The organism is Bacteroidales bacterium (assembly GCA_035299085.1).
Taxonomy (GTDB): Bacteria; Bacteroidota; Bacteroidia; order Bacteroidales; family UBA10428; genus UBA5072.
The window spans coordinates 26,758-43,148 of sequence record DATGXG010000004.1; the positions used below are offsets into that span (position 1 = coordinate 26,758).

12 protein-coding genes are annotated in these 16,391 nt (G+C 42.5%); 7 read left to right on the plus strand and 5 right to left on the minus strand.

Annotated elements, in window-relative coordinates; genetic code table 11:
* Positions 1–19 precede the first annotated feature (19 nt).
* The 7 genes from VK179_00840 to VK179_00870 all read left to right on the plus strand — a co-directional run bounded on the left by VK179_00840 (position 20) and on the right by VK179_00870 (position 7,169).
* Entirely contained in the window at positions 20–871 is an 852-nt protein-coding gene (locus VK179_00840) for a T9SS type A sorting domain-containing protein (protein HLO57264.1), read from the plus strand.
* A 126-nt stretch (positions 872–997) separates the two neighbouring features.
* Positions 998–1,510: a sigma-70 family RNA polymerase sigma factor gene (locus VK179_00845; protein HLO57265.1), complete on the plus strand. Its 513-nt coding sequence runs from the start codon at positions 998–1,000 to the stop codon at positions 1,508–1,510.
* Positions 1,511–1,520: 10 nt separating this feature from the next.
* The gene (locus VK179_00850) at positions 1,521–2,294 is read left to right on the plus strand and encodes a zf-HC2 domain-containing protein (protein HLO57266.1); all 774 of its coding nucleotides are present in this window, start codon (positions 1,521–1,523) and stop codon (positions 2,292–2,294) included.
* A gap of 84 nt (positions 2,295–2,378) precedes the next feature.
* Complete coding sequence (locus VK179_00855) at positions 2,379–3,149, plus strand: DUF4097 family beta strand repeat-containing protein (GenBank protein ID HLO57267.1); 771 nt, start codon at positions 2,379–2,381, stop codon at positions 3,147–3,149.
* A 2-nt stretch (positions 3,150–3,151) separates the two neighbouring features.
* The gene (locus VK179_00860; GenBank protein HLO57268.1) at positions 3,152–3,781 is read left to right on the plus strand and encodes a hypothetical protein; all 630 of its coding nucleotides are present in this window, start codon (positions 3,152–3,154) and stop codon (positions 3,779–3,781) included.
* Between the two features lie 182 nt (positions 3,782–3,963).
* Complete coding sequence (locus VK179_00865; GenBank protein ID HLO57269.1) at positions 3,964–4,365, plus strand: DUF1801 domain-containing protein; 402 nt, start codon at positions 3,964–3,966, stop codon at positions 4,363–4,365.
* Positions 4,366–4,505: 140 nt separating this feature from the next.
* Positions 4,506–7,169, plus strand: coding sequence for a DUF5916 domain-containing protein (locus VK179_00870; GenBank protein ID HLO57270.1), 2,664 nt, complete (start codon positions 4,506–4,508; stop codon positions 7,167–7,169).
* Positions 7,170–7,620: 451 nt separating this feature from the next.
* Here VK179_00870 and VK179_00875 read toward each other — a convergent pair whose 3' ends face one another.
* From VK179_00875 to VK179_00895, 5 genes are all read right to left on the minus strand, one after another.
* The gene (locus VK179_00875) at positions 7,621–8,526 is read right to left on the minus strand and encodes an alpha/beta fold hydrolase (protein HLO57271.1); all 906 of its coding nucleotides are present in this window, start codon (positions 8,524–8,526) and stop codon (positions 7,621–7,623) included.
* An 11-nt stretch (positions 8,527–8,537) separates the two neighbouring features.
* Positions 8,538–8,930, minus strand: a complete 393-nt coding sequence (locus tag VK179_00880) for an RDD family protein (GenBank protein ID HLO57272.1) — start codon at positions 8,928–8,930, stop codon at positions 8,538–8,540.
* Positions 8,931–9,070: 140 nt separating this feature from the next.
* Positions 9,071–9,421 carry a DUF2200 domain-containing protein gene (locus VK179_00885; GenBank protein HLO57273.1) on the minus strand — a complete coding sequence of 117 codons (351 nt, stop codon included), beginning with the start codon at positions 9,419–9,421 and terminating at the stop codon, positions 9,071–9,073.
* A gap of 218 nt (positions 9,422–9,639) precedes the next feature.
* A complete protein-coding gene (locus VK179_00890; GenBank protein ID HLO57274.1) occupies positions 9,640–11,922 on the minus strand; it encodes a BamA/TamA family outer membrane protein in 2,283 nt (760 codons plus the stop codon).
* The gene (locus tag VK179_00895; protein HLO57275.1) at positions 11,919–16,355 is read right to left on the minus strand and encodes a hypothetical protein; all 4,437 of its coding nucleotides are present in this window, start codon (positions 16,353–16,355) and stop codon (positions 11,919–11,921) included. The genes VK179_00890 and VK179_00895 overlap by 4 nt, the downstream gene beginning before the upstream one ends.
* Positions 16,356–16,391 lie beyond the last annotated feature (36 nt).

Below are 16,391 nucleotides of genomic sequence, written 5' to 3' on the forward strand. Positions count from 1 at the left end.
TAACCTAATTATTATCACTATGAAGAAAACTCTACTTTTTATTGTTTGTGCCTTGTTTACAGGCTCATGGGCATTCAGCCAGGAATTGATCCACAATGGGGATTTCAGTCTGCCTGACGATTCCCGGAAATATGAACTGATTGATTCAATACCCTACTGGAGATCGGATGATATTACCGATGAAAACAGCGGAAGAACATTCGATGATCAGAATGAAAACGAACCTGTTTGCTGGCACTGGGACGGAGCTAAGAGCATTTACCAGGTTATCGGAACTGTTCCATCCGTTAAAACCGATTACACTTTCAGTTTTGATGCAACCTGCATGTATTCATGGTGGTCAAACGATTACAATACGGATCTTTACGTGATATTCAGCTCTTTTGCCGGTACAGATACTGCATCAAGAGTGAGTATGGATACCCTTACATTCGTATTTAACTGCGATGATTCCCTCTGGTTTACCTATGAAACCCTTGACAGTATTTTTACAATTGAAGCAGACAATGAGAAAGCAGGCGAAAATCTTGTTTTCGAAATTGACATTTACAATTCAAGGGATTTTGGTTATGGTGAATCGTATACTTACCTGTATTATGACAATGTAAGTGTGGTTGCCTCAACACCGGTGAAAACCAGCAATATTAAAGCAGATGACATCAATGTATATGTTACCCCGGGTATGCTCAATGTAGATGCCGGTACAACAATTGAATCGGCCAATGTATTTGACCTTACTGGCCGGGTAGTGATCAACTCAAAACCAAATAGTTCAAGACTTCAATTCAACACAGAGACCCTGAATCATGGGGTTTATGTTGTTAAAATAAAATCAGGAGGAAAAACACTAACGCAAAAGGTTGTTCTTTAGTGGTTTACTTTTAGTCAGAAAAGCTGCCCGGAAAGGCAGCTTTTTTTTTGTAACCTTCCTACCTTTAGGTGGTAATCATAATAAAAGAAGTTTAAACCGGTGAAGGAAGTTTCGGATGAAATAATAATGAATCACGTGAAGGAAGGCCATCTGGCTGAACTTTCGGAGCTCTTTGAAAGGTATCATGTGCGCATGTACAATTTCATGCTGAAACTTACGCTTGACAGAACGGCCAGTGAAGACCTGACACAAACGTTGTTTTACAGGATCATTAAATACAGGCATACTTTTAAGGACCAGCATACATTCAAATCGTGGATATTTCAGCTGGCGCGGAACATTCATGCCGATTACTGCAAAAAGCAGAAGAAACAAAATGACCGGTATTTGCAGGTTGAGCAGGTTGATCACAATGTTTCCGATGTTGAAAATGATTTCAACGAAGATGATTTCGCCAATCTGGATAAAGCAATGTCACGACTGGCCCCCGATCAGAAAGAGCTCCTTGTGCTCAGCCGGTACCAGGGTCTGAAGTACAGCGAGATTTCTGAAATCAGCAACCTGTCGGTTCCGGCCATTAAAGTCCAGGTTCACAGGGCCATTAAACAACTGAGGAATATATATTTTAAAATAAGCTAAACCCTCATATATGAAATGTGAAGAAATAGAAAACCTGTTGATCGACTACCTGGATAACCAGCTGGATCAATCACAGAGGGCTGATGTAGACAAACACATTGCGAACTGCGAAAGATGTTCGGATGAGCTGAAAGACCTAAAGGAAGTCCTGGAGAAAATGGATACAGAAAAAATGGAACTTCCCGCTGAAACGCTGAAGATCAATTTCTATCACATGCTGCATGCTGAAATAGAAAAGGCACCTCAAGTCAGGCACCTGAATATCCGGCTATTTTTGAGAATAGCCGCTGCCATTGCACTTTTCCTGGCAGGCTCGTTCACTTCTGCTCTTTTCATGAACCATGGTAAAGGCCGTACTACAGAGATAGCCCAGCTACGTTCTGAAATGAATGATATGAAGAAGCTTGTTATGCTGAATATGCTTAAAGATGAATCAGCCAGTCAGCGTATACAGGCAGTAAGCTACACCGATGGACTCAGTGGGCCCGATCCCCAGGTGCTGAATGCTCTTACAAAAACACTGAACCAGGATAAAAACATAAACGTACGCATGGCTGCCGCTTATTCTCTTGCAAAGTTTGCATCCGTGCAGGCGGTGAGGGATACCCTGGTCGAGTCACTGGGTAAGCAAACCGAACCGATTATTCAGGTAGTACTCATGAACATCCTGGTGGATATGAAGGAACCAAAAGCTGTACCCTCCATGCAGAGGATTGTTTCGGATGAAAAAACGCTGAAGGAAGTAAAAGCTGTGGCACAAAAGAGTATCAACGTGCTGCTTTAAAATACATTATTGAATTCAATAACAAAAGATCAGCCGGATTCCGGGTCGGGCAGGTCAAATTCTAAATTTTTAAAATTCAACATTATGAAAACCACTATATTATTAAGTACCATTATTATTGTCCTTTACAGTCCGTTATATTCACAGGACTATAAGATTCCGGCTTCAAACAGTACCGATGCATCCCTTGTTCTCGACGGGTTCAGCGGACAGCTCACCATTGAAGGCTATTCAGGAAACGAGATAGTGATAGGCCCGGCCGACAGAACTGAAACGCCAGAAAGAGCCAAAGGTCTGAAGCCTGTTTATTCAGGCGGGGTGGATAACACAGGACTAGGCTTGAAACTGGATAAGGATGGGAACAAAATCAGCATAAAATGCCTGTTGCCATTTACCAATCAGAAAGATTTCACTTTGAAAGTTCCTGAAAATATGGCATTGAAAATTACAAGCGAGTGTCAGAACAGCAATGATGTTGTCGTTAGCAAAATGAAAAATGAAATTGAAATCCAGATATGTCATTCAATAAAACTGGATCAGGTTTCAGGACCGCTGGTTCTGTCCACGATAAGTGGCGATATCGACATCACATTCGGCACCATTAATTCACAGAAGCCTTTTGCCATAAACTCGGTGAGCGGTGAGATTGATATCACAATGCCTTCGAAATTTGCAGCTGATATTGAAATGAACTCTGTTACAGGAAGCATGTATTCGGATTTTGATTTCAGCAATACAGACAAAGATGTAAAGCAGGTGGGCGGAAATAACCTTGAATACAAGCTGAATGGCGGAGGTGTGAAATTCAGTATCGTTTCTGTTAGCGGAAATATTTACCTGAGAAAAGGAGCATAATTATGAAAGCACGGATTTTATTAGCCTTATGGGTAATTGTATTTCCCGTAACGGCGCAGACGAATATTGAGAAAACATTAGGTTTCCAGGGCAAAAAAAGCGTAAAAATGGACATCCAGATTGCCGATTCAATCGTGATCAGCACATGGAACAGGCAGGAAGTAGGAATAAAAGCTCTTGTTAATCTGAATGACAATAAAGATAACGAAGCCTACATAACATCGTTTGACACACAGGGCGACCAGGTTGTTATTACAGCTAAGATCAGGGAAGAGTATTTTAAAAAGCATAACAATTGCTGTGATGAATCCATGATTACCTGGAAAGTTTTCATCCCTCAGAATGCACCTTTTTCGGTTGAAACCATAAATGGCAACATTATGATTACTGGCAGCACAACCGAAATAAAGGCAAAAACGATAAGCGGGTTCATAGACTGGGCAGTTGCCAATGGCAGAAAAGCTGACCTTAAGATGAGCACCATCTCAGGCACTCTGTATTCAAACCTCGATTTGAAATTCAGCGGAAACGACAACCAGATTCCACAATCGGTCAACCAGTCCCTAAACGGCGGCGGCTACCCCGTAAAACTTGAAACCATCAGCGGGGACATCTTTTGCCGGAAACAATAAAGACACCCTCCGAGGGTACCCCCACCCTTCGAGGGTGTTCAATACCCCCATGTAGAGACGCGATTCATCGCGTCTTTATGCATTTATTACAGATTCCCTGAGACGCGATAAATCGCGTCTGAAAAAAATCCCGATACATCAGGAACACTTCTTCTTATGATCTGTTATACCGGTAAAAAACAATGGCTACCAACAAAACAATTGAAAACCAGACGAGTGTATTAGACTATCTGAAAACCATACCGGATGAAAAAAAACGTATGGACTGTGCTGTAATCATTGATTTAATAACACAAAAGACCGGTATACAGCCAAAAATGTGGGGGAAAAGCATTGTAGGATTTGGTTCGTACCACTACCAGTATGAAAGCGGGCATTCAGGTGACGCTCCTTTGGCGGGACTAGCCGGCAGATCAAATGCAATTACGTTTTATGTGGGCGATTTCGAAAATAAGGAAGTCTTGCTGACGAGGCTTGGAAAATTCAAGGCAGGCAAGGGATGCATCTATGTACAAAAACTTGAGGATGTTAATAAAGAAGTATTGATTGAAATAATCAGCAATTCAATGAACAGGCGTAATTGAATTTTTAACAAATTTTCATGCAGCATTCCCGGTAAAACATAGTCTTTATATTCAAAATTAAAATTTGTTTGTAACCATTGTAATGTTGGAGGGTACTCCTTTTAGTGGCAACACAGTTTTAATTCATGATAAACCTGACTATGAAAACAAACTTAATAATTCCGGTAATCATTTCTGCATTTACTCTTGCAGTGCCGCAACTTGCAGGCCAATCTCAAAGCGGTGAAAAAAGAATGTATGAAACGTCATTTACAGACACTCCTCCTGTTATTGATGGTATGATGAATGAGGATAGCTGGAATGGCGTAGAATGGGGCAACAGCTTCATTCAGCGTATTCCAAAGGAAAATGTAGCACCCTCACAACAGACTTCCTTTAAAATCCTTTACGACAACAACAATTTATACGTTTTCATAAGAGCCCATGACAGCACCGCATCCAAAATAAGTCGCAGGTTATCCAGGCGCGACACGGAGGACGGCGATATGGTAACCATCCAGATCGATAGTTATTATGATCAGCAAACCGCGTTTTCATTCACTGCAATGGCATCCGGAACAAAGGGAGATGCACTGATTTCACAGGACGGAAATAATTTTGACGACAGCTGGAACCCGGTGTGGTACCTGGCCACAACAATTGATAACTCCGGATGGAGCGCTGAAATGCGTATTCCATTCAGTCAGTTGAGATTTGGAAAGAAGGATGAACACATATGGGGAATCCAGATAAAACGCTATTTATTCAGGAACCAGGAAGAATCTGCCTGGCAGTTTATTCCAAAAGGATCTCCGGGCGTGGTTCACTTGTTTGGTGAATTGCACGGAATCAATAATATAAAGCCGGTCAGGCAAATTGAACTGATGCCCTATGCATTGGCTAAAACCGAACGATTTGAAAAAGTTGAAAATGATCCTTTCCTGAAAAACGGGAGATCGAATTCAATATCGGCCGGCCTGGATGGCAAAATTGCGGTAACCAATGATTTCACGCTTGACTTTTCAGTCAATCCCGATTTCGGGCAGGTTGAAGCGGATCCATCAGAGGTTAACCTCACTGCTTTTGAAACGTATTTCTCAGAGCACAGGCCTTTATTTGTGGAAGGAAAAAACATTTACCAGTTTCAACCTTCCAACACCATTGTAATCAATAATTTTAATTCTGATAATTTATTCTATTCACGGCGGATCGGGCGCTACCCACATCTTACCCCTGAATCAAATGACACAGTGCATGTTAAAATGCCTGAATCAACAAAAATACTTACAGCACTAAAACTGTCGGGAAAAACCAGGAACGGATTATCAGTGGGACTTCTTGAAAGTGTCACAACAAACGAGAAGGCTGAAATAGACCAAAAAGGAATCCGGAGCAAAGAAATTGTGGAACCACTGACAAACTATTTTGTGGCCAGAGTACAGCAGGATTTTAATAAAGGAGAAACCACCCTGGGCGGCATTGTAACGGCCGTGAACCGTGACACCAGGAGCCATGCGTTTGATTATCTTCACTCCGCGGCATATACCGGCGGCGTTGATTTCAAGACCACATGGAAAGAACGCACATGGTACCTTGCCGGAAACGTAGAATTCAGCAATGTAAGAGGAAAACCGGAGGCCATAACGGCTACACAACAGTCCTCGGCACATTATTTCCAAAGACCTGACGCTGATTATAAATCGGTTGACACAAGCCTGACTTCCCTTTCGGGTATGGGCAGCACGGTAAAGTTCGGGCGTCAGAGCAAGAAAGTAGTGCAGTTTGAAACCAGTTTCACAGTCAGATCGCCGGGACTTGAATTCAACGATATCGGCTACATGAGGTACAGTGACCTGTTTCATCATGGTTCATGGTTATCATTAAACAAGCGGGATCCCTTCCTTATTTTCAATAATTTTTACCTGAACACTAATTACTGGATGTTCTGGGACTTTTCGGGAAAACACACCACGACCCTGTTTAACACAAACTGGCACTGGCAGTATAAGAACCACTGGAACATGAATTTCAACATTACCCGCGAAACCAAGAATGTATCAAATGACCTGTTAAGAGGAGGTCCTGCAATGCATATGCCCGGAAGTGTTGAAGGAAATCTGAACTGCTTTACGGATCAGTCGAAAAAGATATCGCTATATGCCGGTCATTACAGGGGATATGGCGACCTGGAAAGCTTCAGGGCACATGATTTCTATGGGGGATTAATAGCACAGCCCCTTAATTCTCTTTCTCTTACTATTGAACCGGAATACCTGGCAATAAATTCACAACTGCAATATGTACAAACATCAAGTATCCTGGATGAAAACAGGTATCTTTTTGCACAAATTGAACAGAAAACAATGACTGTCACCATCAGGCTTAACTATACAATAAATCCTCAACTTTCGGTTGAGTATTACGGACAGCCTTTTGTATCAGCCGGAAAATACAGCCATTTCAGCAGGATAACCAATCCGGTTGCCGATCAGTTCAATGACCGGTATCATGTATTTACGGATGAAATCACCTATGCACCGGGAACCAACGGAAACAGCGGTCAATACAGTGTGGATGAAAACAAGGATGGAACCATAGATTATACCATCAGCAATCCTGATTTTAATTTCAGACAATACAGATCAAACCTGGTTGTCAGGTGGGAGTACCTGCCCGGTTCAACATTGTTTCTTGTCTGGTCGCAGGGCCGCACAGATTCAGCATCGGATGGTAATTTCAATTACGGAAATGATATCCGTGATTTATTCCAGAAAAAAGCCAATAACGTATTCCTGATTAAATTATCATATTGGTTGCCGATTTAGTAGGCTATTAGGCTATTAGGCTATTAGGCTATTAGGGGAAAAACAACGCTGTCAGCGTCCGGAGGAGCTGGCAGCGTTGTTTTTATTATTTCAGGTTATAAAAATATCAGGGCACCATAATCTTACGCCCTTACAGGGCTGAATTCTTAACACAAACATTTAACACAGGGTTGCACCCTGTGCTGGGTTATTCAGCCCTTTCAGGGCTTTTCGTAATGACGCATGACAAATCATGGACATCCCGGGATGTATTGCCTGTTTGACCAACGAATTTCATTGTCCGGATTCCGAATCACCCTGAAAGGGTGAAAGATACCAGCACAGGGGTGCAAACATTTTACGAATGGCGAATCACCCTGAAAGGGTGTAAGATACCAGCACAGGGTGCAAACCCTGTGTTTATGGCGGATTCACCATTCAGCCCTGAAAGGGCGTAAGATTTAAATTTCAATTATTGAATCGTTTCCAAAAACCCAAATACCCTCTTAAAATAATCCTCTCCCCCAACCTGCCATACATCCAGGTGAGTGGCGGGCAATTCAATGAATTCCTTTGGCCCGGAAAGATTAGTATAATTCCGCTTCCCGTAGGTTATATTGATCCTGTCATCCATATTCCCGTGAACAATCAGAACAGGCTGATGTATATTCACGGCACTTTGTTCCGGAACTACCTGGTCTGCTGAACTGCCTATTTTTTCAGCCCGATGAACCAGGTAATCGGTCAGAAACGGAATATCAAAACCGGCAAAATGCTTAAAATAATCATGTACCGTAATTCTGAAATCAGAGAATGAGCTTTCAATGATACCGAATTTCAATCTGTCATCAATGGCCAGGGTTTGCAAGGCCACAGCGCCACCAAGGGATTGCCCCCAGATTCCTATATCTGAACTCAGGTTTTTCTCATTCAGGATTGTATCGATTAAAATGGTGAGATCCTGTTTTTCAAGATAACCGAATGTACAGTATTTACCTTCGCTTTTTCCGTGAGCTCTTAAGTCGATCAACACGGCATTGTATCCGCTATCGGAAAGCATCCTGGCTACCGGAAGAAAATGTTCTTTATATGCACGTATACCATGAACCAAAAATACGGTACCCTTCTGGTTTATTGAATCTGTGCGGACTATATAACCTTTCAATGTTAAGCCGTCATTTGTTTTACACGAAATATCCTGATAATTCAGAGGAAAGTCAGCTGTATCAGGAATAAGGCCAGCATTCACAGGTCTCAAAAAATCAACAAAATCCCCTCTGACCTGTATAATTGCCCTCGCTCCGTAATAATTAAAGCAAAACAATCCAATGGCCATCAGCAGTATACTTCCTGTTAATAACCTGGCTTTATTGGTCATGAAGAAAACCCTTAACTCTGTAATACAATCGAACCTGCAGCTGAATCATGAATTGCTTTTCCCTTGTTCTTTTCCGAGATTGTCATTAGCGAAATAAATCCAAGGAAGGCTTTAAGCACAAAGCGGATCAATGCAAACGGAAAGCTGATCTTCTGATTTTCATCGGATTCTTTTCTTACCTTTAAACCGATTAACATGTGCCCAACAGTTGCTCCGTTTAATGTAGTAAGAATAGGATCATAAAGAACAATCAAGGTAAAGCACAAGGCCCGTACCGGGTTACTTACATTTTCAAACAGGTTAAGAATGCCGGAAACAGCGAGTGCAAGACCAATAATTACAAGGGTATCAACCAGAATTGCTTTAACACGATTGATAAGCTTTCCATATTTATTGTCAGTCATAGTAATGGGTTTTGAATGCATATACGAATAAAAAGGTCAATTCGTTTTTATTACAATTGAAAACTGAGTTAGTCGTGATTATGCCAGGAAACAACGCTGTCAGGTCCTCCGGACGCTGACAGGTTGGTGTCCGTCTTAAATTACTTCCTTAAAATCTTATCCATCGCCTTTCCCTTTGCCAGTTCATCTACCAGTTTATCCAGGTACCGGATTTTCTGCATGAGCCTATCTTCGATTTCCTCGACCCGGTAACCACAAATGACACCTGTTATTTTTGAAGCATTGGGATTGATCTGCGGAGCCTGTGAGTAAAAGGTTTCAATATCAATTTTATTGTCAAGCTGGCTTTTCAACCCTTTTTCATCATACCCGGTGAGCCAGTAAATAATCTCATCCACTTCGGCCTTTGTACGGCCCTTTTTCTCGGCCTTCTGCACAAGCATAGGGTATACAGCGGCAAAAGGCATTTTATATATTTTCGTGTTCATCATGGTAATGTGCTAATGTGCTAATGTGCTAATGTGGTAATGTGATAATGTGCTAATGTGATAATGTGCTAATGTGGTAATGTGCTAATGTGATAATGTGATAATGTGATAATGTGATAATGTGATAATGTGCTAAAAAATATCGAACAACGAACACCGATTTTTGATTTAAGAAGTTTTTCTGACATCCTAATAGCCTAATAGACTAACAGACTAACAGACTAAAACGGATAACCAATAGCTAAATTAAAAACGCTCTTTTTCATTATGTCACGGAATGAACCGATATGGTGGCTGCCATTCACTGTATATGGCGTTCTCAGGGGAAGACCAAGATCCGTTCGCAGCACAAAGAATCCCAGGTCGAAACGCAGTCCCAAACCTGTTCCTGCTGCCAGCTGATTCATAAAAGTATTGGCCCTGAACTGCGCACCCGGCCGTGCAGGATCATTATTCCTCAGCCAGACATTCCCGGTTTCAAGGAACAGCGCTCCCTGTATGATTTTTGTAAATTTCATACGGTATTCGACGTTCATTTCAAGTCGGATATCGCCACTCTGATCAATGAATCCCCTTGTATTATCGTGATAACTGCCCGGACCGAGCCGTCGTGCCGGGAATCCCCTGATACTGTAGGCACCGCCGCTAAAAAACTGTTCTACATAAGGCAACACCGATGAATTTCCATAAGGCAGACCTACGCCTGAATACAGACGAAATGCAAGCGTCTGATTATTGCCATTTAGATAATACCTGATGTCGGCAGTAAACTTAAAAAACTGGGCATACACCGCGTTGAATAACCTTGCGGGTTCTTCACCGGATTTCCGGGCCAATAAACTGACCAGGTTGCCCGAAGTGTATACTCCGCCAATAAACATAAAGGTTCCGGGCTTTTCGGGCGACTTATTGTCGAAACTGAACTCGTACCGGGGCCCCAGAATGAACTGCTGTTCAAAACTACGCCGGATATAAATGTTATTTCTTACAACCGAATCAAATGCCGGTGTGGTTTTCAGGAGTTTTACGAAATTAAGGTATAACGGCGAAAAGGTATGATGTACTTTTTGTGTATGGCCCCATTGGTAAGAAAGTCCTGCCCTGAGTGAACCCAGCCTGTAAAAGGCAGTACGGTTCAGCAGACTGATACCGCCGTTAAGTGTTGTACTTTTAGTAACCAGGTTGCCTTCATTAATTTTTTTTCCAGGAAGCATAATCCGGGGAAAAACAACAGATCCCGTAGCACCTGCTTCATAGGAATAGGATCCAAGTTCACTCCTGTAATTCCGGTACCACTGCCATTCCATGCTTCCGGTAAGTTTCAGATCAATTTTCTCAGCACCCCTGAAGGCATTTTTATGCTGAACACCCGCTATAAGCGCGGGCCCGGTAAATCCAGTGGATTTGGTAACAAGATTGGTTTCAACCGACAAACTTAAATTTTTCGGGACCTGTGTTTCAATACGGATATCCAGCAAATGTGAAGAAGTATCCTTACCGGGAACATCAAAATACAAATTCACCAGGCTGAATACGCCCAGGTTGTTTAAACGGTTCAACGTTTTGCGATAATCGGTAATCGAATACAGATCACCGTTTCGGAATGCAACGGAATTATATAATACTGTAGGCCTCAGAACTTTTCCCGGAGATACAATCACCATATCTTTATAATGAAAGGTGTCAGTCAGCGCGCTGTCCCTTCCACCGGTTTTTACCAGGTGAAGCGTTATCCTGTTGATGCGGTAACGCGACAATAAATTCTCATCAAGATTTTCCTTTCTGCCCAGGAAAATATCCATTTTCCTGTTTCCGATTCCTGAATCCGCCCTGATGGTTATATATTCCGGGCGGAAGAAAAAGTAACCGTCTTCCTGTGCTGCCTCTGCCATGCTGGTTTTTATACTTTGCAAAGCCGACAGATCAAAGCGGTCCCCGGGTTTTACAAGCTCTGCAATATTCGTGGCATTTATAACCGAATCAACCGGATGTGTGACCGTATCATAATTTATTTTATTCAGATACCATGGCGGCTGAAGGTTTACGGAATAAGATACTTTCGCTTTTTTCCTGTTATAGCTTGCCGTATCAATGGAAGCACTGGCTGTAGTATGAAAGAATCCGCGATTCACAAGGTCATTCTGTATCTTGGCGGCCCGTAATTCAGGATTTACATCCGTAATCAGGATCGGCGGCTTTGAGAAATATTCGTGGAACCAGTGACCGAACCCCCTTTCTTTACCGGGCCATGCATAATTGTAAATCCAGAGCGAAACCGGTGGCAGCATCCTGATTCCTGCAATTGCATTATTTACCTTGTTGGCGGTGATGGTTTTTGCCTCGCTTTTCGCTTCCTTTTCGTTTTTCCTGGTTGTGTGACTGAGAATTTCTATCTTTTTCCTGCCTGTATACAGAAGCTGATCATCCGCCAGGAACCGGGTGTTCGAGCATGCCGCCAGCAGAAAAGCGCCTGCCGCAAATTTTATAAATCGCCTTCCTGTCATCTGCCTTTCCTCCTTCGCCAGATATCGCTGATAGAATCGTAGGTTTTCCTGAAGATCAGTCCTATCCCGGTTCTGTCCACTTCACCTTCAAGTATGTCTTCATACGATCTTTGCCTGTAAACATGCAGGTTTTTGGTACCGGCCGAATCAAGCCTGTATTCGAATGTAAAATTGCTCAGAGAGTTGTCATTTCGTCCCTGTTGGCCGTAATCATTGAGTCTTCCGGATACTTCAACAGTGGCCCTGTCATTGAACACATTCTTTTTTATATTATATGAAACACTTGTTTGTGTTTCTTCAGAACCGCCCTGGCCGGGCGTTGTATAGGAATTCACTCCCAGTGAAATATCCACATTCTTAATCGAAGCCTGTGTCAGTTTGTTCAGCTGGCTTTCCACAATCTGGTTTACCTGGTCGGTAACGTTATTCGAAGAGGTATAAATGCCCGGAATATTGATTGTCTGGAACAGCAACAGCGACACGGCCTGCTTCATCTGGTCTTCCGGACTCATTGAATTGATCACGCTCATCAGGTACTGGTCCCCGGTAGTTACCGTGAACAGTACGTTCAGGGCTGACAGCCGGTTGGTTAATTTAAGGACCACGTTAAACTCAACAATCCGGTCACTTTTATCCTCCGGATTTTTATATTTCCCTGTGACGGCACTTTGCGCTTCGATCTGCATCTCAGGATCGTCCATGCGATCGATCCACCTGATAAAACTGCCGTCGGTAATTTTAAAATTTTTGTTTGACCATCCTTTTATTTTCACATCGGCATTTCCGTCGCTTATATTGTAAACACCGGATAATGCGGCCTGGTTAGTGGATGTAACGCTATAATTGAGTAAGCCTCCTCCCTGGATGTCCATTTTTAAATTATACATCGGATCAGGCATTGAAAAATGAATTATTGTTTCAGGGTCTATTTCCACGGTGGTCCCGATGACAGTGTTTGCCTGTGCCGATGGCTCATTTTGTTTTATTTCGGTTGAATCCGGAAAACCGGTATTTATAAACGTAACCGTTTTATTCATATCCTGGAGCTTATAGCTTGGCTGGTTTGCATAGAATATTTCAGTACCGTTTTTCAGCGTCAGTTTTCCCTGCACATTGGGAGATGTAAGGGGACCTGTAACTGTTATGCCTGTGCCGATGACAATCCTGCCGTAAAATGACTGGTTATCCTCTTTTGTTGAATTCATCACAAGCAGCTTTGGTGATGAAATATTCAAATCGGCATTTACAGCGCCCGGTTTCGATATATCCAGGTTTCCGTTGATCAGCAGCTCATTATTCAGCGAATCAAGGATTTTGAAACGGTCAAAAATGATCTTTCCTCCGGACATTGATATGTTTTCGCCAGGTATTCTGAAAAGAGAATTAAACGCAGCCACCCGGGCTCTGACGCTGTCAAGTTTAACAATTCCATCAAGCGATTGCTTACCCCCGGATGATGTTGACTTTATATTTCCTGACACTGTGCCAGATAATTCGGAGAGCGATTCCTTAACAAATGGCTTCAGTAAGTCAAGCGAAACATTTGTAATATCGGCTGAAAGAACACTGCCGGATGCAGAATCACCATGTCCTTCGGCATGTAATTTTGCCGAATCGAGGTTTGCATTCACATTCATTCTGTAACCCCCATTTCCTGAACTATTGTATAAACCGTTTATTTTTACTGCGTTCAGGTGAATGTCGGACCAACCGGCATGATCAAGGTTGAGATCTGCTTTGACATCGGTATTCTCTTTATTTCCCAGGTATTCAACGAGCCCGTTGATCCGTGCCGATGGATTTCCGGGTATAAGACCGGAAGGAATCAGGGACATGAGATCAACGCGGTTAAAGTTCACTGTAAAACCCTTCAATGATCTTTCTTCTATAGCGGCCAGCTTCAATTCCGAACTATCGGTAAACAGGGTAATTTTCGGAAGAAATTCAGCACTTGACGGATTGTATACCAGTTGTTCAGTGGAATCAGTCCGCCACGCAAACCCGTTCAGCAATAACTCACCCGTTGGAAATGTAACCACCAGCTCAGGATGTCTTAAGGTTGATGCCAGCGTAATTTCTGTGTTAATCTCATTTTGATTTTTCAGAATAATGAGATGGGTTTTGCCATTATGTGTTGAAATATCTGAATTATTTGAAAATTCTATTGCCGAAATCAGACCTGATTCAGCCGAAATACTGTCAATTCTGGTCCGAAGGTTAACCAATCCGGATGAATCATTAAAAGAAGTCTGAAAATGATTCACCAGTACGCTTCCTGCCTTAATGCGATTAACAGTGACATTTGCTGAAAAACGTGAGTTCATTGAATCCGATACTACCTGTACTGAAGCATCCGAAAACCTCAATGCCGTATCTTTTAAAACCAGTGCAATAACCGGGTGATACCTGATATCAGCATCCAGTCTTGCGCCCGGTGCTCCTGATAGTATAAAAGCGGAATCAAGGAAAAAATTGGATGCGAGCGACCTGAAATAACCTGAAAGTCCTGAAGCTATCCTGCCGGCATTGCTTACAGGACTTTCCATATACCCGCTGATATCAAAAAAATCGGAATTACCATTCACGGTGGTTGCCATTGAATCCGACTTCAAATCGAAATGCAGACTGCTCAAATGGGTACCTGTTCCGGGTGCTGTAATGGCTATTTCATTCAAATCCAGAGAGGCATTCAGAGAGTCATCAGTTTGCCGGAAGCCGGCGGCATAAGCAGAATTCACTGTCATGGAATCTTTTCCCAGTCCGAGCAAAACGGGTGTAATGCTGAATTTCCCCGATGATTGAACTTTCATGCCGGTCCCATTCCGATTAACCTGATTCAGCGAGCCCAGTTGAAGTCCCTCGTCATTTACCTCAGTTGAAACAGTGATGGTGTCGGGATTTATATTGCCGTTCAACCGGATTCTGTCGTATGAATGATGATTTAAAATAACATGGTCGAGGTTCACGTCGAAAACAGACTGAAGTGTTTTGCTGCTGAAACCCCTGATATCGGCCTCAAATGTTCCGTTTGCCTCCTGTAAAACCTGCTGCTCAATTACCGGGGATGTTCTTATCCGGCTGAATGATACTGAGGCAAATAACGTTTGTTCCTCCGTATTGACCTTTCCTTTCAGTGCTATATTTCCCAGGCTGCTCTGAAGGTTCACATCAAAATCCTTTGATTTCAGCGAATCCTGAATATTCGTAATATGGCCAGACAGAGCCAACCAGAGGCTGTTCGTTTGAAAGATCCGAAGAGTATCAAAACGGATGACACTGCCATAGCGTTCAATTTTTGTATCAATGCGGACCGGATTGATTCCATAGCGTGAAAACCAGGATGCATTCTTTAGTTCCGGATTAAAATAAAGAAGGTCGTTAAGCGATATCCTGCTATCATTTAAGACCAGGACGGAGACTGAATTTTTTTCAGCTATTGCATAGAGGATTGTATCCGAGCTTCCCTGAAGGTCAATATCACTATTATGAGACTCAACATTAAAATTGAAGTTTGTTTTATCCATAGCTGATTGGAGAGAACCATCGAAATTCCGCAATTCAAATCCGTTTCCCAGGCTGAACCCTGTTTCAGAAATAGTTAAAGCAGCCTGATCACGTTTAACAATGATGCCGGATAGTTTAGAGTGAAATCCGGTAATCGAAAACTGCGGAGAAAAACTTGTACCTGAAGAATCAGGATATGATCCGGCCTTGTACGAGCTGTTTTGTATGTTTATTTCACCAACCCGGATATTCCATGGGAAATCAAACGAAGCAGTCGTATCGGCTTCTTTTTGAGGAGCATTGCCGGTGAACAGCATAGCATCCGCCTGAACCAGCTTGATCAGTGGTATTTCAAGGGCTTTGGTGGCAAGATCGATTTTATTAAAATTAATACCGGCTTCTTTTAACCTGAGACGGGCAAAGGTTTTTGCAGGAATGCTGTTATATTGTACGTCAACGGCTTCAACACTGACCTGGCCGATATTAAAAGTCCATGCCCCGGATCCTTTACCGGCAGTATCCTGTTTTGTCGTATCCTTACCTTCAAAGGCTTTCACTAGGTTCATCGGCTCCTGCTTATCCGACTGGAACAGTTTTAATTTAACATCCTGAATTTTTAAGTTTTTCACTGTGATTTTCCGTTTCATTAACGCCGGAAATGACCAGTCAATTTCCACAAGTCCGGTAAACGCAATCGTATCCCGGTTATCATGAACCAGGATGTTTGAAAAGCTCAGATGTTCTAATGTAAGAGAATTGATTGCACCAATGGTGACAGGCTTTTCCAGGCTCTCCAGTTTCCGGTTAATTGTTTTTGCAATGAATTTCCGGGCCGGAGATGTATTGATGGAAAGGATAATAAGTATAACCAGGCCTAGTAAAATAAGAATAAAAATGCCTGTTATTTTAAGAATTTTGCGGTATAACATGATGAACTCCTGTGCCTTGTTACAAGAACAAGCGCA